We start from the raw sequence: 19,144 nt of genomic DNA, 5'->3' as shown, positions 1-19,144 counted from the left end.
AGTCAAGGCAAGCTTTGCACCGGCAGCGTCTGAAAAACTCAGGCTTTTGGTCGCCACATCTTGAACAGGTTTTCTGGCCCCACGGTGAAGTAGTCCGCCGGACCGCCGCCGCGCAGCACATGACCAGAGCTGGCGGTGTCGTACACGCCGTCCTTGAGCAAGCGCTCATCGATGTGCACGCCCACCACTTCACCCAACACCAGCCAGGTGGGCACTTTTTCGCCATTGATGCCTTCGAGCTGCAAGATTTGCGTGCAACGGCATTCAAACGACACCGGGCTTTCGGCCACGCGCGGCACCTTCACCACACGTGACGCTACCGGCGTGAGATGGGCCAATTCAAACTCGTTCACGTCAGGGGCCACCGGGGCGCAGGTTTGGTTCATCTGATCGGCCAGCGGGCGCGTCACCAGGTTCCACACAAATTCACCGGTTTCTTGCACATTGCGCAGCGAGTCTTTGGCGCCAATGCTGGAGAAACCCACGATGGGGGGAATGTAGTTGAAGGCGGTGAAAAAACTGTAGGGTGCCAGGTTCAACACGCCTTGGGCACTTTGGGTGGACACCCAACCAATCGGTCGTGGACCGACGATGGCGTTGAACGGGTCATGCGGCAGGCCGTGGCCGAGGCGGGGTTCGTAGAAATGGGTCATGCGATGGTGTGTTGGCTGGCAATATCTTCATTGTGCCCGGGCGTGAGCGCAACGTTTGTCACCGAAAATACAAACTTCTATTTTTGAGTGGATATGTGATGGCGTTTTCATTGGAAAAATTTGAGTCTCTTGCCTACAGCCGAGACCGCGAATTGGGCATGCGAGAGCTGTTGGCATTGCTGCAAGACTTGGATGCCAACTATGGCAATGTGAGTGACCAGTTCAAGGCGCAGCCCTTGCAGTCGGTGTCCGATCTAGACCTCAACCAGCACATCTGGACACGCGCCGCCGCTGCAGCTTCTTGCTTGTTGGCCGATTCGCAATTGTTTTTCGCCCCTGAGTGGCGTCAAAACGTGTTGGCCCACCACCGTTGGTTGTCGACACTGTTTGCCGCTACGCCGTTTCGTAATGCAGACCATGTGATGCGTGCGCTCAACGCACGCACAGGCGATCAAAAGTCTGACCTGCATCAGTTGCAAATTGATCCAGCAGATTTGTTGAAATTTTGCTTGCTCTATTCGCCTGAATCTGAAGTGCCGCTGGACCTCGATGCCTTGTGGGAGGCGGACAAGGTCATGGCCGCAGGTCTGTGCTTGGTGTTGTTGTCACCGCGTTTTTTAGGGTCTCCGGCAGCACACAGCAAGCGAGAACAAATCTTGCCTTGGTTGAGCCAACGCTTGGAGCAGATTGACGACATCGAACAACTGCCCTTGGGGGTGATGCACGACTTGTACATGCATTGCAGCTATGCAGACCGTGCCGACAAGCACGACATCAAAAAAGCCATCAACAGTTTGATTCGACGCAAACTCATGGTGAACGGTTTTCACGACTGGGCACTGGACGAGTTCGCGTCTCTCAAGCCCGCCCCTCAAAAGCCGGTGCTGCTGGTGGTGCTGGAGTGGTTCACCAGCGGGCACTCGATTTACCGGACCCACTCACTGACCATGGAGGCTGCACGAGAGCACTTCCATGTGGTAGCCATGGCCTATGACAACTGCACCGACGAGATCACCCGCAAAGTGTTCGACGAGGTGGTGATCATCCAGCGGCACCACAGCTTGCTGGACCAACTCAAACACATCCAGAAAGAAGCGCAACAGCGCAACGTCAGCATTTGCTACATGCCCAGTGTGGGCATGTTCCCCCTCACCATGTGGTTGGCCAATTTGCGTGTGGCCCCTTTGCAAATGATGGCCTTGGGCCATCCTGCCACCTCCCATTCGCAATCCATCGACTATGTGGTGGTGGAAGAGGATTACGTGGGCAGCGATGCCTGCTTCAGTGAAAAACTCCTCAAGCTGCCCAGCGACGGCATGCCTTACCGTCCGTCTGCGGCTGCGGCGGGGTTGAAGGTGATTGCCAAGCCCCGTCTCAAACCCGATGTGGTGTTGATTGCCATGTGTGCCACCACCATGAAACTCAACCCCAGGTTCTTGCACACTTGTGCGCGCATCGTGCATGAGAGTGCGGTGCCGGTGCACTTTCACTTCTTGATCGGGCAAGCGCAAGGCCTGACCTATCCCAATGTGCAGCGTGTGGTGGCGCAGTTTTTAGGTCGCCACGCCACGGTCTACCCGCACCAACACTACACCGCGTACATGGACGTGATTGCCGGGTGCGACATGTTCATCAACCCGTTCCCCTTTGGCAACACCAACGGCATCATCGACACCATCAGCGCTGGCATCGTGGGGGTGTGCAAAACAGGTCCTGAGGTGCATGAACACATCGATGAAGGACTGTTTCGCAGACTGGGTTTGCCCGATTGGTTGATCGCCCAATCCGAAGACGACTATGTTCGTGCAGCCGTGCGTTTGGCCAACAACCACGAAGAGCGGTTTGCTTTGCGCCAGCAGTACACCGGAGCCGACAAAGTGACTGTGCTGTTTGAGGGGCGGGCCCACATCATGGGTGAGAAGTTCTTGCAATGTCTCGCTTCCTTGTAAATCTGCTCCAGCCCGAGCGAGCCACCCATGTGGTGGATGTGGGGGCCAATCCTGTGGATGGGGACCCACCCTACAAAGCCATGTTGCTGCAAGGCCTGTGCACGGTCACGGGCTTTGAGCCGCAAGCGCAAGCCCTGGCTGACTTGAACCGGCGCAAAGGCCCCCATGAGACATACCTTCCCTATGCCATTGGTCACGGTGGCCCCGCAGAGTTGAATATTTGTCGCTATTCCGGTTGGACAAGTTTGCTCAAACCGCGTGCGGCTGCGTTGGAGGTGTTTCCCCAATTTCAATCCAATGCCACGGTCGAGTCTGTGCTTGCCCTGCACACCCAGCGTTTGGATGATGTGACGCAACTGATGCCGTTTGACATGCTCAAAATCGATGTGCAAGGCGCAGAGCTGGATGTCTTTCAAGGCGGTGTGGAAAGACTCAAGCAAGCGGTGGTGATTCAAACCGAAATGTCATTCATCGCCTTGTATGAGCAGCAGCCCACCTTTGGGGCCATTGACCAAGTGCTCCGCGGCATGGGCTTTGTGCCCCACTGTTTTGCACAGATCAAGCATTGGCCCATCGCGCCTTTGTCGGCATCCAACATCAGCCCCAACGGGCCACGCCTGAACCAGTTGTTAGAGGCGGATATGGTCTATGTCAAAGACTTTGTTCAGCCCGTGACCATGGACAACGAGCAACTCAAGCATCTGTGTTTGTTGATGCACCATGGCTACCAAAGTTTCGATTTGAGTGCCCGTTGCATCGACCTGTTGTTGCAACGCGGTGCGTTGCCCACGGACGCGCTTGAGCGTTATGTGGCCTATCTCAACAACGGGGCTTGAATCAACGCCAATTTCAGCGCCGCAGCATGCCTTTGGTTTCGATGAAGCTGATGACTGTTTGCAAGCCGTCGAGGGTGCGCAAGTTGGTCATGACATAAGGCTTGACGCCTTTGGGCGAGGCGCGCATGCGTTGGGTGTCGGCTTCCATCACCGACAGGTCAGCGCCCACATAAGGGGCCAGATCGGTTTTGTTGATGACAAACAAATCGCTCTTGGTAATGCCGGGCCCGCCTTTGCGTGGGATTTTTTCGCCGGCAGCCACATCGATCACATAGATGGTCAAGTCGCTCAGCTCAGGGCTGAAAGTGGCGGCCAGGTTGTCGCCGCCGCTCTCGACAAACACCACGTCGGCATTGGGAAAGTCGACCAGCATGCGGTCGATGGCTTCGAGGTTGATGGACGCATCTTCGCGAATGGCGGTGTGCGGGCAGCCACCAGTCTCCACCCCCATGATGCGCTCGGCAGGCAGCGCGCCACTCACCGTCAGCAAGCGCTGGTCTTCTTTGGTGTAGATGTCGTTGGTGATGGCCACTAAGTCGTACTGCTCGCGCATGGCTTTGCACAGCATTTCCAGCAAGGTGGTTTTGCCCGAGCCCACAGGCCCGCCGATGCCCACGCGCAGCGGGGGGAGTGGTTTGGTGCGGTTGGCGATGTGGTGCAGTGTGCTCATGATCTAAACAGTCTGGAGTATTGGGTTTCGTGTTGCGCTGACAGGATGGCCAGCATGGGAGAAAACGCTTGGCGTGTGTCGTCGGTGACTTGCATGGCATGCGCCACGGCCGGTGCGATGTGTTGGGCGAGTTGCGCCAAGATGCGTTGGCCGGAGTTTTGCCCCAAGGGCACCGATTTGAGGGCGGCTTGCACCATGTTCTCCGCCCAGCCAAAGGCATAGGCTTGCAGGCATTGGTCCAGCGGTGCGCCAGTGCGTGAGAGGGCCAGGCCAAACATCAAGGGGTAGGTGGGCACCAGTCGGTTGCACAGGGCCACGGTGTCGGCATCGATCTGGTCTTGGTTGCGCAACCACTCCAGCATGGAGCGGCCCATTTGTTCGGCTTGCAAACGCAACTCCGCACTCTCGCGTGTGGCGTGCACCCATTGGCTCAAGGTGGCGAGGCGTTCAACGTCGTGGTGTTGCCAGGCTGTGACCATTTGGGCCAACACTGCCATGTCGCCACGCGACTGGGTGAGGTGCAGCTGGTGCACCAACCACTCGGCAGCGCTGTGCTCGTCGTGCACCAGCCCGTGATCGATGGCGGCCTCTAAACCTTCGGAATACGAAAAGCCGCCAATGGGCAGCGCAGGTGAGGCCAGCCAGATGAGTTGCAACAGTGGGGGTGTGGCGGCCGCGCTGATTGCAGGTGCGCTGGGATCAGTGCGCATGCGGATGGTCGTGGTTGCAATGGGCGTGATCGTGCCCATCGCTTGGGTCGTGGTCGTCATGGGCATGGGCATGGCCGTGTGCGCCATGTGTGTGAGCGCCATGCGAATGTCCCGCGTGCCCATGTGCCGCGTGCGCATGGCCTTGGCTGCTGTAGGCGCCGCCTTCGGGCTCAAAGGCTTCTTGCACCGTGACCACGGTCATGTGCATGGCGCGCAGCATGTCGGCCAGCACGTGGTCGGGTTCAATCTTCAGGTGGTCGGGTTGCAACTCAATGGGCACGTGGCGGTTGCCCAGGTGGTAGGCCGCACGTGTGAGGTCAAACGGCGAGCCGTGCTCGGTGCAGGCGGTGATGCGCAGCACCTCTTGGGGCGCAGCCACCACGCGAATCAGCGAGCCGTCTTCGGCCACCAGCACATCGCCACCGCGCACCAAGGTACCACGGGGTAAGAAAACACCCACCGCGCGACCCGTGGAGTCGGTGGCGTCGAAGCGGCTTTTTTGCCGCACGTCCCAGTCGAGTTCCACCGTGGGCGCACGTTTGACCAAGGCAGAGGCTAAGCCTTTGCCGCCCGTTATGCATTTGGAAATTTGAAGCATCAGAACAAAAAGTAGCGTTGTGTCATGGGCAGGCTCACCGCAGGTTCGCAGGTCAGCAGATGACCATCGGCGCGCACGGCGTAGGTTTGAGCGTCAACTTCCATGCGCGGTGCATAGTCGTTGTGGATCATGTGGCGCTTGCCCACGGTGCGGATGTTTTTCACGGCGCTCAAGGTTTTGTGCAAACCAAAACGTCCGCCAATGCCAGCGGCCAATCCGGCTTGCGACACAAAGGTGAGCGAGCCACGTGCCAAGGCGCCGCCATAGGCACCAAACATGGGGCGGTAGTGCACCGGTTGGGGCGTGGGGATGGAGGCGTTGGGGTCACCCATGGCGGCCATGGCAATGAAGCCGCCTTTCAAGATGACGGCAGGTTTGACGCCAAAGAAGGCGGGTTTCCAGATCACCAGATCGGCCCATTTGCCCACTTCGATGCTGCCCACTTCGTGGCTGATGCCGTGAGCAATCGCGGGGTTGATGGTGTATTTGGCCAGGTAGCGCTTGACGCGGAAGTTGTCGTGACGGTCGTTGTCGCCCGGGAGTTTGCCGCGTTGCAATTTCATTTTGTGGGCGGTTTGCCAAGTGCGAATGATCACCTCACCCACGCGGCCCATGGCTTGGCTGTCGGAGCTGAACATGCTGATGGCGCCCAGGTCATGCAAGATGTCTTCGGCGGCAATGGTCTCTTTGCGGATGCGGCTTTCAGCAAATGCCAAGTCTTCGGCAATCGACGGGTCGAGGTGGTGGCAGACCATCAGCATGTCGACGTGTTCGTCCAGCGTGTTGATGGTGTAGGGCCGCGTGGGGTTGGTGGAGGAGGGCAACACATTGGCCTCGCCCACCACTTTCAAAATATCGGGCGCATGGCCACCGCCCGCACCTTCGGTGTGGAAGGTGTGGATGGTGCGGCCTTTGAACGCGGCCACGGTGTCTTCCACAAAGCCCGATTCGTTGAGGGTGTCGGTGTGGATGGCCACTTGGGTGTCGGTGGCCTCGGCCACGTTCAGGCAGTTGTCAATGGCCGCCGGTGTGGTGCCCCAGTCTTCGTGCAGCTTGAGGCCAATGGCCCCGGCGTTGATTTGTTCGTGCAAGGCGTCGGGCAGGGCCGCGTTGCCCTTGCCCAAAAAGCCCAAGTTCATGGGAAAGGCGTCGGCGGCTTGCAGCATGCGCTCCAGGTTCCAGGCCCCGGGTGTGCAGGTGGTGGCAAAGGTGCCGGTGGCCGGGCCGGTGCCGCCGCCGATCATGGTGGTGACACCGCTGGTCAGCGCTTCTTCAATTTGCTGTGGCGCGATGAAGTGGATGTGGGTGTCGATGCCGCCCGCTGTGACGATGTTGCCCTCGCAGCTGATGACTTCTGTGCCCGGGCCAATCACGATGTCCACACCGGCTTGGGTGTCGGGGTTGCCGGCTTTGCCAATGGCCACGATGCGCCCACCCTTGAGGCCAATGTCGGCTTTGACGATGCCCCAGTGGTCCAGGATCAGCGCGTTGGTGAGCACGGTGTCCACCGCGCCGCCAGCTTGCGGGCCTGAGCCTGTGCCATCGCGTGTGCGTTGGCTTTGAGCCATGCCGTCGCGGATGGTTTTGCCGCCGCCAAATTTAACTTCTTCGCCATAACCACCAGCGCGCAGGGTGAAGTCTTGTTCGACTTCAATCACCAAATCGGTGTCAGCCAGACGAACCCGGTCGCCCACGGTGGGGCCAAACATTTCCGCGTAAGCGCGTTTGCCAATCGTTGCCATCAGTGTTGTCCTTTGACAGGGGCGTCAACAGCGCCGTTGACCAAGCCGCGAAAACCAAACACTTGGCGGTCACCGCCCAGATCGACCAACTCCACCGTGCGCTGTTGACCAGGCTCGAAGCGCACCGCAGTGCCCGAGGCAATGTTCAGGCGCATGCCATGTGCCGCCGTGCGGTCAAAGCCCAAGGCGCCATTGGTTTCGGCAAAGTGGTAGTGCGAGCCCACTTGGATAGGGCGGTCGCCGGTGTTTTGCACCACCAAGGTCAGCGTGCGCCGTCCGGGGTTGAGCGTGTGTTCGCCCTCATCGATGAAGAGTTCTCCGGGTGTCATGTGCGCCTCGCTTTATTTGCCACGGCCCGTGAACCACCACAGCAAAGCAGCGACAGCGGCAGCTGCCACAAAGCCCACCACATCGGTGGCGTGGTAGTGCGATGCGCCTTCGATGCCATGGCCTTCATGGGCCCAGGCGTTGAGGCTGAGTGCGCTCAGCAGAGAAAGAAGTTTGTTCATGGGGGCAGCTCCACAGCGTGTGACACGCAGCAAAAAACAAGGTCAAAGAATGGGTTGGTGCACGGTCACCAGCTTGGTGCCGTCGGGGAAGGTGGCTTCCACCTGTATGTCAGGAATCATCTCGGCCACACCGTCCATCACGTCGGCACGGGTCAAGACGCTGCGGCCTTCACTCATGAGTTGAGCCACGGTTTTGCCGTCGCGTGCGCCCTCCATCACGGCGGCACTGATCAGGGCCACGGCTTCGGGGTAGTTGAGTTTCAAGCCGCGTGCTTGGCGCCGTTCAGCCAGCAGCGCGGCGGTGAAGATCAGGAGTTTGTCTTTTTCGCGAGGTGTGAGTTCCATGGTTTTTTCCTTGCAACTTGTGTGCCCTATTGTCCGTCTGAGTTGTGACGCAAATGTGCATGCTTTGGTGCGAAAAGTCCGACATGGTGCGTCATAGGATGCACCCAATCTGTGCGTTGACTGTTTGAAAGGGGGTGTGGCGGTCGAACTTGGTGCGCATCACCGAGCTGTGTGGGAATGAAGCCGGCTCTTTATAGAAGTTGGAATTTTCTTTAGGGAAAAAGTGTGCTGGCACGGGCTTTGCAAAAGGTGAAAGAGCGCGTCGAGTTGGTCCCGCGTGATGAACTTTCTAATTTGGAGTGAACCCCATGATGAATCGTCGAGGAAACCTCAAGGCCCTGGCCGCAGCCGCAGCGCTGTCGGTGGGATCGTTTGCCGTTGTGCCGCAAGCCTTTGCCGCAGACACCATCAAGGTGGGCGTGCTGCACAGCCTGTCGGGCACCATGGCCATCTCGGAGACCGTGCTCAAAGACACCGTCTTGATGGCGATTGACGAAATCAACGCCAAAGGCGGCGTGCTGGGCAAAAAGCTCGAACCCGTGGTGGTCGACCCCGCCTCCAACTGGCCTTTGTTTGCAGAAAAAACCAAGCAGTTGCTGACCCAAGACAAAGTGGCCGTGATGTTTGGTTGCTGGACCTCCGTGTCGCGCAAGTCGGTGTTGCCCGTGGTTGAAGAGCTCAACGGTTTGCTGTTCTACCCCGTGCAATACGAAGGTGAAGAGCTGAGCAAAAACGTGTTCTACACGGGTGCTGCCCCGAACCAACAAGCCATCCCTGCCGTGGACTATTTGATGAGCAAAGACGGTGGTGCTGCCAAGCGCTGGGTCTTGCTGGGTACCGACTATGTGTACCCCCGCACCACCAACAAAATCTTGCGCGCTTATCTCAAGAGCAAGGGCGTGAAAGAGTCTGACATCGACGAAAAGTACACCCCGTTTGGCCACAGCGACTACCAAACCATCGTGGCCGACATCAAGAAATTCTCAGCCGGTGGCAAGACCGCCGTGGTGTCCACCATCAACGGTGACTCCAACGTGCCGTTCTACAAAGAACTGGGCAACGCAGGCTTGAAGGCCAAAGACGTGCCCGTGGTGGCATTCAGTGTGGGCGAAGAAGAGCTGCGTGGTGTGGACACCAAGCCTCTGGTGGGCCACTTGGCGGCATGGAACTACTTCATGAGCATCAAGAACCCGACCAACGACGCCTTCATCAAGAAGTGGGCTGCGTATGCCAAGGCGCACAACATCGCGGGTCACAAGGACAAGCCACTGACCAACGACCCGATGGAAGCCACCTACATCGGCATCAACATGTGGAAGCAAGCGGTCGAGAAGGCCAAGAGCACCGATGTGGACAAGGTGATTGCGGCGATGGCGGGTCAGACCTTCACGGCACCGAGCGGCATCACCAGCAAGATGGATGAGAAGAACCACCACTTGCACAAGTCGGTGTTCATTGGCGAGATCAAGGCCGATGGCCAATTCAACGTGGTGTGGAAGACACCCGGTCCTGTCAAGGCCAAGCCATGGAGCCCGTTCATTGAAGGCAACGACAAGAAGCCTGATGAACCTGTGAAGAAGTAAGCGTTTTCCTAGGGATGAACTTTGGGGGAGGGCGCTGCTCTCCCCTTTTTTACTGGAATGTCGATGAATCGATTGGCCTTTTTGGGAATTGCCTGTGGACTGCTGTGGGGGGCGCATGCCCATGCGTTGACCGCAGAGCAGGCACGTGCCTTGACAGTGGGCGAGACGGATGCACGCATCACCGCGTTGCAGCAGGCCTTGGCCTCGCCCGATGAAAAAACAGCTGCTTTCTTGCAGGCCATGGCCGACGATGCGGTCAAGCTCCATGGCGCTCAGGTGTTGGTGGTGCGCGATGGCCAAGCCACAGATCCGGTGACCGGCAACACCATGGCTTTGCCCGAGGGCGCGGAGGATGTGATCAACAACAACCGCATGCGCGGCGAGGTGGACTCCGCCTTGGCGGCCTTGCAGTTGCTCAGCCCCGACGCGGCCAAGCGCTTGGCTGCGGTGAATGCTTTGCTCAAAGAGCCAGACCCGACCAAGCTGGCCATGTTGGAAAAAGCCTTGGGCGCTGAAGCCGATGCCAAGGTCAAAACACAAATGTTGTTGGCCCGTGCCGCTGTGCTGCTCAACAGCGAGAAGGTGGCTGAGCGCTTGGCGTCTGCCAAGGCCTTGGCCGAGAGCCAAACCCCAGACACCCAGTTGCTGCTCAACCAGCGCTTGAGCCAAGAAGACGACAAGCAAGTGCGCGCGCAATTGGAGTCGTCGTTGCGCACCATCCAATCGGCGTTGAATTGGGGCGAGAAGCTGGGTGCTTTGTTCACCGGCATCAGCCTGGGTTCTATTTTGTTGCTGGTGGCCTTGGGGCTGGCCATCACCTACGGTTTGATGGGCGTGATCAACATGGCCCACGGTGAGCTGATGATGATTGGCGCGTATGCCACCTACGTGGTGCAGGGCTTGTTCCGTCAGTACCTGCCAGGCGCGTTTGATGCCTATTTGGTGGTGGCTGTGCCAGCCTCGTTCTTGGCGGCGGCTGTGGTGGGTGCCGTGCTGGAGCGTACCGTGCTGCGCCATTTGTATGGTCGCCCGCTAGAGACTTTGCTGGCCACCTGGGGCATCAGCTTGGTGTTGATGCAAGGGGTGCGCACGGTGTTTGGCGCGCAAAACGTGGGCGTGGAAAACCCATCGTGGATGAGTGGTGGCGTGCAGCTGCTGGCCAACTTGTCGCTGCCCTACAACCGCTTGGTCATCATTGCCTTTGCACTGTGCGTGCTGGTGGGCATGACCTTGTTGATTGGCAAAACACGCTTGGGACTGTTTGTGCGTGGCGTCACGCAAAACCGGCCCATGGCCTCGGCGCTGGGGGTGAACACGGCACGCATTGACACCTATGCGTTTTCGCTGGGTTGCGGCATTGCAGGTTTGGCGGGTTGCGCGCTGAGCCAAATTGGCAACGTGGGCCCAGACCTGGGACAGAGCTACATCGTGGACGCGTTCATGGTGGTGGTGCTCGGCGGTGTGGGCCAGTTGGCGGGTACGGTGTACGCCGCGATGGGCCTGGGGCTGATGAACAAATTGCTCGAAGGCCTGGCGGGGGCCGTGTTGGCCAAAATTGCAGTGCTGGTGTTCATCATTGTCTTCATCCAAAAACGACCGCAAGGCTTGTTTGCCATGAAGGGCCGCAGTGCGGAGGCTTGACATGAACCACACCACTTCTATGAATGCAACTCCTGTGACTTTGCCTGGGGCCCCTGCGTTGCTGGGGCGCGTTGGATGGGCTTTTTTCTTGGCCGCTGTGGTGGCGCTGTGCGCGGTGGTGCCTGTGCTCAACCTGTGGGTGCCCGCTGACAGCGTGTTCCACATGAGCGACTACGCGGTGGGCTTGATCGGCAAGATCATGTGTTATGCCATCTGCGCCTTGGCGATGGATTTGATCTGGGGCTACACCGGTATTTTGTCGCTGGGGCACGGCTTGTTCTTTGCCTTGGGCGGCTATGTGATGGGCATGTACCTGATGCGCCAAATTGGCACCGACGGCAACTACAAAAGCAACTTGCCCGACTTCATGGTGTTTCTTGACTGGAAAACCTTGCCTTGGCACTGGACCTTCAGCGACAGCTTCATCGCCACTTTGATCTTGATCGTGGCCGTGCCCGGTGTGCTGGCCTGGGTGTTTGGTTACTTTGCCTTTCGCTCGCGCATCAAAGGCGTGTATTTCTCCATCATCACGCAGGCCTTGACGTTTGCCGCGATGCTGCTGTTCTTTCGCAACGAAACTGGATTCGGTGGCAACAACGGGTTCACCGATTTCAAACGCATCTTGGACTTGCCCATTGCCACCCCCGGCATGCGCATGACTTTGTTTGTGCTGACCTCCGTCTTGCTGCTGGCTTGCTTCTTGTTTGCCCGCTGGTTGGTACAAAGCAAATTTGGCCGTGTGCTGCAAGCCATTCGCGATGCCGAGAGTCGGGTCATGTTCTCGGGCTATTCGCCCTTGCCCTACAAGCTGACCATCTGGGTTATCTCGGCTGTGATGTGTGGCATTGCAGGGGCTTTGTATGTGCCACAAGTGGGCATCATCAACCCGAGCGAGATGAGCCCCGCCAACTCCATCGAGATGGCAGTATGGGCCGCAGTGGGTGGACGTGCCACCTTGATTGGCCCCATCGTGGGAGCCTTCTTGGTCAACGGTGCCAAGAGCTGGTTGACGGTGACAGCGCCTGAGTTTTGGTTGTACTTTTTGGGTGCGCTGTTCATTGTGGTGACGCTGTATTTGCCGCAAGGTGTGATGGGCTGGCTCAACAAGCGTGCAGGAGACAAAGCATGACCCCCGATCTGTTTGAACAAGGCTCTGAGCGCCTGGCTGCCCACCAAGCGCGTGTGACGCCTGAGGTGAATTCGGGCGACCGCAGCGCAGGTTATGGCCGTGTGCATGAGCCTGGCTCACTGGACGTGACGCACGGCCGCATTTTGTATTTGGAAGATGTGAACGTGAGCTTCGATGGCTTCAAGGCCATCAACCATCTGTCACTCGACATCGCCCCGGGCGAGTTGCGCTGCATCATTGGCCCCAACGGTGCGGGCAAGACCACGATGATGGACATCATCACGGGCAAAACCAAGCCCGATTCGGGGCAGGTTTTTTTTGGCAGCACCATCGACTTGCTGCGTCACAACGAGCCCGAAATTGCCCAGCTGGGCATTGGCCGCAAGTTTCAAAAGCCCACGGTGTTTGAACATCTGAGCGTGTTTGAAAACTTGGAGCTGGCCTTGAAGACGCACAAAGGCGTGGCGGCCTCCATGTTTTTCAAACTCAACGGCACCCAACGTGACCGCTTGAGTGAGGTGCTGCACACCATCCATCTGGAAGACAGCGTCACGCGCCAAGCGGGCAACCTGAGCCACGGTCAAAAACAGTGGCTGGAGATTGGCATGCTGCTCATGCAAGACCCCAAGCTGTTGCTGCTCGACGAGCCGGTGGCGGGCATGACTGACTTTGAAACCGAACGTACTGCGGAGTTGTTCTTGACTCTCAAAGGCAAACATTCGCTGATGGTGGTGGAGCACGACATGAGCTTCATCAACACCATCTCTGACATCGTGACGGTGTTGTGCGACGGCTCGGTGCTGGCGCAGGGCACGCTGGATCAGGTGCAAGCCGATGAGCGTGTGATTGAGGTCTATTTGGGCCGATGAACAAAGTCGACGAACAGGGACGATGAATTCAATGACCAACACACACCCGCCACTGCTCCAAGTGGCCAACGTCAACCAGTACTACGGCGGCTCACACATCTTGCGTGATGTGAGTTTTGAAGCCAACTTGGGCCGCATCACCGTGCTGCTGGGGCGCAACGGGGTGGGTAAAACCACCTTGCTCAAATCGCTCATGGGCGCCGTGCCGATTCGCAATGGCAGCATTCAGTTCAATGGCCAGCCGATTGAACGTGCCGCACCTTATGAGCGCGCACGTGCGGGCATTGGCTACGTGCCACAAGGACGCGAAATTTTTGCCCGCTTGACGGTGGAGGACAACCTGCGCATGGGGCTGGCCACGCAGCCCGCAGGCACCGACATTCCTGCCGAGTTGTTTGAACTGTTCCCGGTGCTCCAACAAATGTTGCACCGCCGAGGTGGCGACTTGTCGGGGGGGCAGCAACAACAGCTGGCGATTGCGCGTGCCCTGGCGTCTGGCCCCAAGCTGTTGGTGTTGGACGAACCGACGGAGGGCATTCAGCCCAGCATCATCAAAGACATTGGCCGCGTGATCCGCATGTTGGCCAGTCGGGGTGACATGGCCATCTTGCTGTGCGAGCAGTACTACGACTTTGCCGAAGAGCTGGCCGACGACTACTTGGTGATGGAACGCGGCGAGGTGATTGCCCGTGGCGCGGGACGTGACATGCAAGCCAACGGGGTGCGCCAGTTGGTGGCCATTTAAGCCACCTTCCTGCTGTCGGATCAGTTGTTACATGGCCCAGATGCGTGGCGGTGTGTCACCCATCTGCCACAAGCTTTTGCGCCAAGCGGCCCACACGGCGCGTAGCAGCTGTTGCGCGGGCTCCACCAAGGGCGAGAGGGTGCGCAGCACCACCACACGCGGGTGCGGTGAGGTGACACCCGCTTGCACGCCAGGCACGGCCTCACCCAAGGCTTCGCGCGCCACACTCAGGGCCAGCTCACGCCGCTCGCGGTTCAAGTCAGCACCGCAGGCAAACACCAAGGTGGCCATGCAGCGCTGGCCTGCCAGCCCCAAGGGGCCGTTGAGCAAGCGCAGGTCTTGCGCGTCAATCAACCCACGCTCTAACCACACGCCTTTGATTTCCAGGTGCTGTTGCAGTTGTCCCTGCTCAAACGGCAAATTGGCGTTGGGCAAGCCCAGCGCAGTGATGTCCCAAGCCATCAGCTCGGCGCTGGGGGCCATGTCAAACGTGGCTTGGTTGAGCCCATGGCAGCCGTTGTAGGCGATGGTCTCCAGCGGCAGCCACTCCAGCCGGGTGTGTTCACCCAATTGCGCGTGAACTTGCTGGGTGGCCAAGCCGTTTTCGCTGCGGTAAAAGCGCGTGGCACCGGGGGTGGTGATAAGACCATGGCTGTGGGTGTCGAGTTGCACCTGGATGTCCAAGGTGTCGCCACCCACCAAACCGCCTGGGGGGTGTACCAACACGTTGTGGCACACGCGATCGCCTTCGGGATAGAGGCTTTGCAGCACGCGCAAAGGGCCTTGGTGCTCGAAGCGGACCACGGTGCGTGGGCCCGAGGTGGCATAAGCGAGAGAGAGTTTTGCGTGCCAACCGGTCATGCTGGGATGATACCCAAGCACGCACACACACCGGTGTGCGTGGCCTGTGACACGCGCTTATTTGTTGACGTGGCTATCGGCCAGTCGGCGCTCTTCGTCCATCTGGTTGACGATGGATTCAACCTGGTCATCCGACATGCCAAATTTGGCCTGCATGGTTTTGAGCTTGGTCTTTTCTTCTTCGGTGATCACGCCGTCAGCCAAGACCGAGCGCACTTCCATTTCGTACAAAGCCTCGCGACGCTCCACCTGCGCGGTGTAGGCCGTGGCCACCACACCGGTCAAGATAGCGGCCAAGGCGATGGACAGCACCTGAGTGAGTATCACGAGGATGGTGCCGACAAACGTCACCGGGTCGACGTTGCCCCAGCCTGAGACGATGGTGATGACAAACCAATGCATGGCCGCAGGGATGGAGGGAAAGACATCGGGCTGGTCGTGGCCTTCGATGATGTAGATCAGCGACGAGAACAACAAGCAGCTGATGAACAGCAAAAACACAGCCGACGAAAATGAATCGCGCTCCGCTTTGACCGCAGCCACCATGTCTTCGAAGGCGCTGTTGTAGCGCGAGAGTTTGAAGATTCGCATCAGGCGGAACATGCGCAGCACGCGCAAATCGGCACCTGGGAATAACAGTTGCAAGTAAAACGGCACGGTGCTGAAGAAGTCAACCAGGCCGTAGAAGCTGAACATGTACTCTTTGCGCCCGCGCCAAGGCGAGTCTTCTACCGCGTGGTATTTTTCGCTGTACGACCAGACGCGTAGCACGTATTCGATGGAGAACACGGCAACGCTGAAGACGTCAAAGGCGTGGAAGATGTGTTCGAACTCTTCGTGGATGTGAGGCACCGACTCCAAGATGATGCCGATCACGTTGGCCACCACCAGCACGGCAATGAAGATTTCACAGAAATGGCTGGCCTTGTCGGGCACGGCACCTTCCAGAATTTCGTAGGTGCGACGCTTGATGCGTTTCAAAGCGCTGGTGTGGGTTGGGGGTGTGGAGACGGTCGTCATGGCAGGGCTCAGCCGTTTTTCAAAGTTTTGTTTTGTGCGCGCTGCAGCATGGCCTCCACCTGCTCGTCGGTCAGGCGGTAGTGGGCTTGCAAACGTTTCAGGCTGGCTTGTTCTTCGTCAGACATGTTGCCGTCAGAGAAGATTTCGCGCAGCTGTGCTTCAAACGCAGCTTTCTTGCGGGCCACTTGGTTGGAGAAGGCCGACGCCACAATACCGGTCATGATGGCGGCCATACACACACCCAAGAAGCCGGTGATCAGCGCAATGGCTTCGCCGGCTTTGGTCATGGGTTCAACGTTGCCGTAGCCCGAGGTGATGGTGATGATGGACCAATAAATCGAGTGTGGGATGGTGCCAAAAAACTCAGGCTGCTCATGACCCTCGGCAAAGTGCATCAACGAGGCCGACACGATGGTGGCAATCGTCAGCAAGAACACGGCAGAGCCAAAGGCTTGACGTTCGGAGTACACGGCATGAAACAAGTCTTGCAACGCGGTGTTGTATTTGGACAGCTTCAAGATTCGCAGCAGTCGCAAGACCCGCAAGATGCGTAAGTCCAGATACGGAAAGAACATGTGCATGTAATGCGGCATGGTGGCAAAGAAGTCGATCAGGCCAAACGAGCTGAAGATGTAGCCACGGCGACCCTTCCAGGCGCCGCCTTCTTCCGCAGAGAAGCGCACGCCCAAAGACCAGACGCGCAGCACGTACTCGGCCGTGAAGAACATCACGCTCCAAAATTCCAACTCATGGAAGAACTCTTTGAATTCGGCATGTACCTCGGGCACCGAGTCCAAGATCACCGCCGAGCAATTGACCAGCACGACGGTGGTGATGAGCCACTCCACATATCTGCTGAGCGTGTGCTTGGGCGATCCATCCAGGATCTCCATGAGGCTGCGTTGTAGGCCGGTGATCATCGTCAAAAATTTCTATACAAGGTCGTCAAGGTCAGAGCGGGCAGACCAAGCCCCGCTCTGTGTCACAGGTCAAGCGCGGTGTTTCAGCTTCGGTTTTGAATGCTTTGCCACAGCGCCATTTCTTTCTCGCTCAACGCGCCGGCTTGGGCCGTGGCTTCGAATTTGGCTGTGTCGGTGTGAATGCCCAGTTGTCGAATTTGGCCGAGCAGAGTTTTGAAATGCTCCACCGCTAGTGCCGGACTTTCGGCGATTTTGTGCACGGGCAGAGGGCTTCGTTCTTCCAGCTCATGCTCTTTGATCACTTGGTCGATCAGGGCATTGATCTCTTCGTTGGTCAGGTGCAGCCGCTTGGCTTCTGAGCGAATCAAAGCAGCTTCTTCATCGTCAATCTTGCCGTCTTTGAGGATGCTGAACAGATTGGCTTTCAGGGCGTCACGTTCTTTGACCAATTCATCGCTGAAGGCGGAAGCTAACAAGGCTGCAGGGATGGCAAAAATACCAATGCCTAGCAAGGCCAAGATGATGGTCAGCGTGCGACCGATGGGGGTGATCGGCGAGATATCGCCATAGCCCACCGACGCCAAGGTGATGACGGCCCAGTAAATCGAGGTGGGAATGTTTTCAAACTTGTCGGGCTGTGCGTCGTGTTCAAACAGATAGCCCAAGCTGGCCGTCAAGATCACCAGCAGCAACATGATGAAGGCCGATGCGCTCATCACGGGCCATTCGCGCACCACGACTTTGAACAAGGTGGCAGTGGCATCACTGCCGCGAGTGAGTTTGAGCAGTCGTGCCAAACGGAACACCCGCAAGAAGCGCAAGTCGAACAGGTGATGCAAGAACACTTCCAGAAAGAAAGGCAGCACCGCCAAAAAGTCGATCACGGTCGAGGGCGTTTTGGCTTGTTTGATGCGCCCTGAGATGGCACCTTTGAAGCCAGGTTCTTCCACGCATGAGTAAATGCGCATGCAGTATTCCACGGTGAAGATGGCCACAGCCAAGGCGTCCAGCACGACAAATTGCAAATTCAGGATGTACTGAATGCTTTGTACAGACTCCAGCACCACGGCCAAAACAGACAGCAGCACCCACACGGCAATGAACACTTCAAAAATGTTTTGCATGGTGCCGCCGTAAGGGCTGGGGTACACCAGTGCGTGGACTTTTTGGCGGAAGGTGCGGTCTTTGTTGAGCTCTTTGAACTCTTGAATCGCAGGAACCACCACGCGAAACAGTTTCAAAATTCGCAGCAGTCGCAAGAACCGCAGCACGCGCAGGTCAATCGGGATGAAGGCTTTCAAATAGAACGGTGCCACCGCCAAGAAGTCGATGATGGCAAACGGGCTGGTGATGAAGCCAAAACGTGCGCTTTTTCTGTTTTTGAACTCTTCATCCTCGGGCGCGAGATACAAGCGCAAGGCATATTCAATGGTGAAGACGGCCACAGAAAAAATGTCGAAGAACTCAAACCAGTGCTTGTTGGGTTCAAACACCGCAGGCACGTGTTCGAACATCAAACTAAAGAGGTTCGCAATGATCAGGTAGCTGATCCATTTGTCGATGTCTTTTTGAAAGTTGCCCGGGATGTGCGGGTCTAGCAACCATGAATACAGCCATTTGCGCATGGGCAAGTGACGATCAATTTTTGCCTCGTCATCTTGGCCGCCCAAGATGGCTTCAATGTTCAGGTCTTTGAGGAATTGGCTTTTGTTGTCCATGTCAAACCTCAGAATTCAAGTTCAGTAATTTTGATGGGGTAGCCACCTTTGTCGCATACCGTGATGCGCAGTTGCATCTTGTAATCAATCGGGTCTGCTTCGACCAACTGGCTCGCCACAAATGGCAAGGCGGAGCCTGCGGGTGTGGGCATCAAGTCTTCAATGACGATGGCACCCGGGGTGCTGCGGTCAGAAGGCACGCATTGCGCGATCAGTTTGGGTGGCTCTTTGAAGAAAGGGTTGACCAAGTCTTTCAACTCGGTCTCAGTCATCAAATACTTCAAACACGCGCCCCAGGTACCTGGTGCATCTGGCTTGGCATCTGCGCCGGGCTTGACGCCGCCTTTGCAGGCCGGGTGTTTGGTGTTCTCATCAAAACGTGTGGTGCCCGCTTCGGTCATCCATGCGGCCCATGTTTCACCATTCAATTTGGAGGTTTCTGTTTTCAGGCCTTCGCCGTAGTTTTTGATGCCCAGCCATGTGACTGCGACGAGTACCAAGGCTAAGAAAGCCAGGAAGAAATAGTCTGTGGTGGTGGGGCCCAGATGCGGGACCTGTGGCGTGTGATCGTTCGACGTTTTCATACTTCTGTGCCATTGCGTTGAAAAAGCCGACAGCCTGTGCTAGGCACAGCCTCGGGCCAATG

General features: G+C 57.7%; 20 protein-coding genes. 7 read left to right on the top strand and 13 right to left on the bottom strand.

Going from position 1 to position 19,144, the window contains the following annotated elements; all coding sequences use genetic code 11:
- Positions 1 to 38: 38 nt before the first annotated feature.
- A complete protein-coding gene (locus tag B9Z39_RS15560) occupies positions 39 to 653 on the bottom strand; it encodes a flavin reductase family protein (protein ID WP_100148157.1) in 615 nt (204 codons plus the stop codon).
- Positions 654 to 751: 98 nt separating this feature from the next.
- Between B9Z39_RS15560 and B9Z39_RS15555 the strand changes: the two genes are divergently transcribed.
- Together B9Z39_RS15555 and B9Z39_RS15550 are read left to right on the top strand one after the other, a co-directional pair.
- Positions 752 to 2,602: a peptide transporter gene (locus B9Z39_RS15555; protein WP_108302421.1), complete on the top strand. Its 1,851-nt coding sequence runs from the start codon at positions 752 to 754 to the stop codon at positions 2,600 to 2,602.
- On the top strand, positions 2,584 to 3,438 hold the full coding sequence (locus tag B9Z39_RS15550; protein WP_108302419.1) for an FkbM family methyltransferase: 855 nt from the start codon (positions 2,584 to 2,586) through the stop codon (positions 3,436 to 3,438). Before B9Z39_RS15555 ends, B9Z39_RS15550 begins: the two co-directional genes overlap by 19 nt.
- A gap of 13 nt (positions 3,439 to 3,451) precedes the next feature.
- Here the strand turns inward: B9Z39_RS15550 and ureG are convergent, their stop codons facing one another.
- From ureG to B9Z39_RS15520, 7 genes are read right to left on the bottom strand one after another with little or no spacing between them, the layout of a single operon-like run.
- On the bottom strand, positions 3,452 to 4,108 hold the full coding sequence (gene ureG, locus B9Z39_RS15545) for an urease accessory protein UreG (RefSeq protein ID WP_100148160.1): 657 nt from the start codon (positions 4,106 to 4,108) through the stop codon (positions 3,452 to 3,454).
- Entirely contained in the window at positions 4,105 to 4,818 is a 714-nt protein-coding gene (locus tag B9Z39_RS15540) for an urease accessory protein UreF (RefSeq protein ID WP_100148161.1), read from the bottom strand. The genes ureG and B9Z39_RS15540 overlap by 4 nt, the downstream gene beginning before the upstream one ends.
- A complete protein-coding gene (gene ureE / locus B9Z39_RS15535; protein ID WP_108302417.1) occupies positions 4,808 to 5,416 on the bottom strand; it encodes an urease accessory protein UreE in 609 nt (202 codons plus the stop codon). The genes B9Z39_RS15540 and ureE overlap by 11 nt, the downstream gene beginning before the upstream one ends.
- A complete protein-coding gene (gene ureC / locus B9Z39_RS15530) occupies positions 5,416 to 7,158 on the bottom strand; it encodes an urease subunit alpha (protein WP_108302415.1) in 1,743 nt (580 codons plus the stop codon). Before ureC ends, ureE begins: the two co-directional genes overlap by 1 nt.
- Positions 7,158 to 7,487: an urease subunit beta gene (locus B9Z39_RS15525; RefSeq protein ID WP_100148164.1), complete on the bottom strand. Its 330-nt coding sequence runs from the start codon at positions 7,485 to 7,487 to the stop codon at positions 7,158 to 7,160. The genes ureC and B9Z39_RS15525 overlap by 1 nt, the downstream gene beginning before the upstream one ends.
- 12 nt (positions 7,488 to 7,499) lie before the next feature.
- Positions 7,500 to 7,667 carry a hypothetical protein gene (locus B9Z39_RS17015; RefSeq protein ID WP_158236208.1) on the bottom strand — a complete coding sequence of 56 codons (168 nt, stop codon included), beginning with the start codon at positions 7,665 to 7,667 and terminating at the stop codon, positions 7,500 to 7,502.
- Between the two features lie 42 nt (positions 7,668 to 7,709).
- On the bottom strand, positions 7,710 to 8,012 hold the full coding sequence (locus B9Z39_RS15520) for an urease subunit gamma (protein ID WP_100148165.1): 303 nt from the start codon (positions 8,010 to 8,012) through the stop codon (positions 7,710 to 7,712).
- Between the two features lie 311 nt (positions 8,013 to 8,323).
- On the opposite strand from B9Z39_RS15520, the gene urtA reads away from it, so the two are divergent.
- The 5 genes from urtA to urtE all read left to right on the top strand — a co-directional run bounded on the left by urtA (position 8,324) and on the right by urtE (position 13,979).
- On the top strand, positions 8,324 to 9,595 hold the full coding sequence (gene urtA, locus B9Z39_RS15515; RefSeq protein ID WP_108302472.1) for an urea ABC transporter substrate-binding protein: 1,272 nt from the start codon (positions 8,324 to 8,326) through the stop codon (positions 9,593 to 9,595).
- Between the two features lie 63 nt (positions 9,596 to 9,658).
- Positions 9,659 to 11,236, top strand: coding sequence for an urea ABC transporter permease subunit UrtB (gene urtB, locus B9Z39_RS15510; protein ID WP_100147770.1), 1,578 nt, complete (start codon positions 9,659 to 9,661; stop codon positions 11,234 to 11,236).
- Positions 11,237 to 11,255: 19 nt separating this feature from the next.
- Positions 11,256 to 12,365, top strand: a complete 1,110-nt coding sequence (gene urtC / locus B9Z39_RS15505; protein WP_100147841.1) for an urea ABC transporter permease subunit UrtC — start codon at positions 11,256 to 11,258, stop codon at positions 12,363 to 12,365.
- Positions 12,362 to 13,234 (top strand): urea ABC transporter ATP-binding protein UrtD, encoded by an 873-nt coding sequence (gene urtD / locus B9Z39_RS15500; RefSeq protein WP_108302413.1) that lies wholly within the window; start codon positions 12,362 to 12,364, stop codon positions 13,232 to 13,234. The genes urtC and urtD overlap by 4 nt, the downstream gene beginning before the upstream one ends.
- 52 nt (positions 13,235 to 13,286) lie before the next feature.
- The gene (urtE, locus tag B9Z39_RS15495) at positions 13,287 to 13,979 is read left to right on the top strand and encodes an urea ABC transporter ATP-binding subunit UrtE (RefSeq protein ID WP_108302470.1); all 693 of its coding nucleotides are present in this window, start codon (positions 13,287 to 13,289) and stop codon (positions 13,977 to 13,979) included.
- A 27-nt stretch (positions 13,980 to 14,006) separates the two neighbouring features.
- Here urtE and B9Z39_RS15490 read toward each other — a convergent pair whose 3' ends face one another.
- From B9Z39_RS15490 to B9Z39_RS15470, 5 genes are all read right to left on the bottom strand, one after another.
- Positions 14,007 to 14,840: an urease accessory protein UreD gene (locus B9Z39_RS15490; protein WP_108302411.1), complete on the bottom strand. Its 834-nt coding sequence runs from the start codon at positions 14,838 to 14,840 to the stop codon at positions 14,007 to 14,009.
- A gap of 57 nt (positions 14,841 to 14,897) precedes the next feature.
- Positions 14,898 to 15,860, bottom strand: a complete 963-nt coding sequence (locus B9Z39_RS15485) for an ion transporter (RefSeq protein ID WP_100147773.1) — start codon at positions 15,858 to 15,860, stop codon at positions 14,898 to 14,900.
- A gap of 8 nt (positions 15,861 to 15,868) precedes the next feature.
- Positions 15,869 to 16,780: an ion transporter gene (locus B9Z39_RS15480; RefSeq protein WP_100147774.1), complete on the bottom strand. Its 912-nt coding sequence runs from the start codon at positions 16,778 to 16,780 to the stop codon at positions 15,869 to 15,871.
- 83 nt (positions 16,781 to 16,863) lie between these two features.
- Complete coding sequence (locus B9Z39_RS15475; protein WP_108302409.1) at positions 16,864 to 18,498, bottom strand: ion transporter; 1,635 nt, start codon at positions 18,496 to 18,498, stop codon at positions 16,864 to 16,866.
- Between the two features lie 8 nt (positions 18,499 to 18,506).
- Positions 18,507 to 19,082 carry a hypothetical protein gene (locus B9Z39_RS15470; protein WP_100147776.1) on the bottom strand — a complete coding sequence of 192 codons (576 nt, stop codon included), beginning with the start codon at positions 19,080 to 19,082 and terminating at the stop codon, positions 18,507 to 18,509.
- Between the last annotated feature and the right edge of the window lie 62 nt (positions 19,083 to 19,144).

It is taken from the genome of Limnohabitans sp. JirII-29 (assembly GCF_003063395.1).
Classification (GTDB): Bacteria; Pseudomonadota; Gammaproteobacteria; order Burkholderiales; family Burkholderiaceae_C; genus Limnohabitans.
This window is presented reverse-complemented; position numbering and strand designations above follow the sequence as displayed.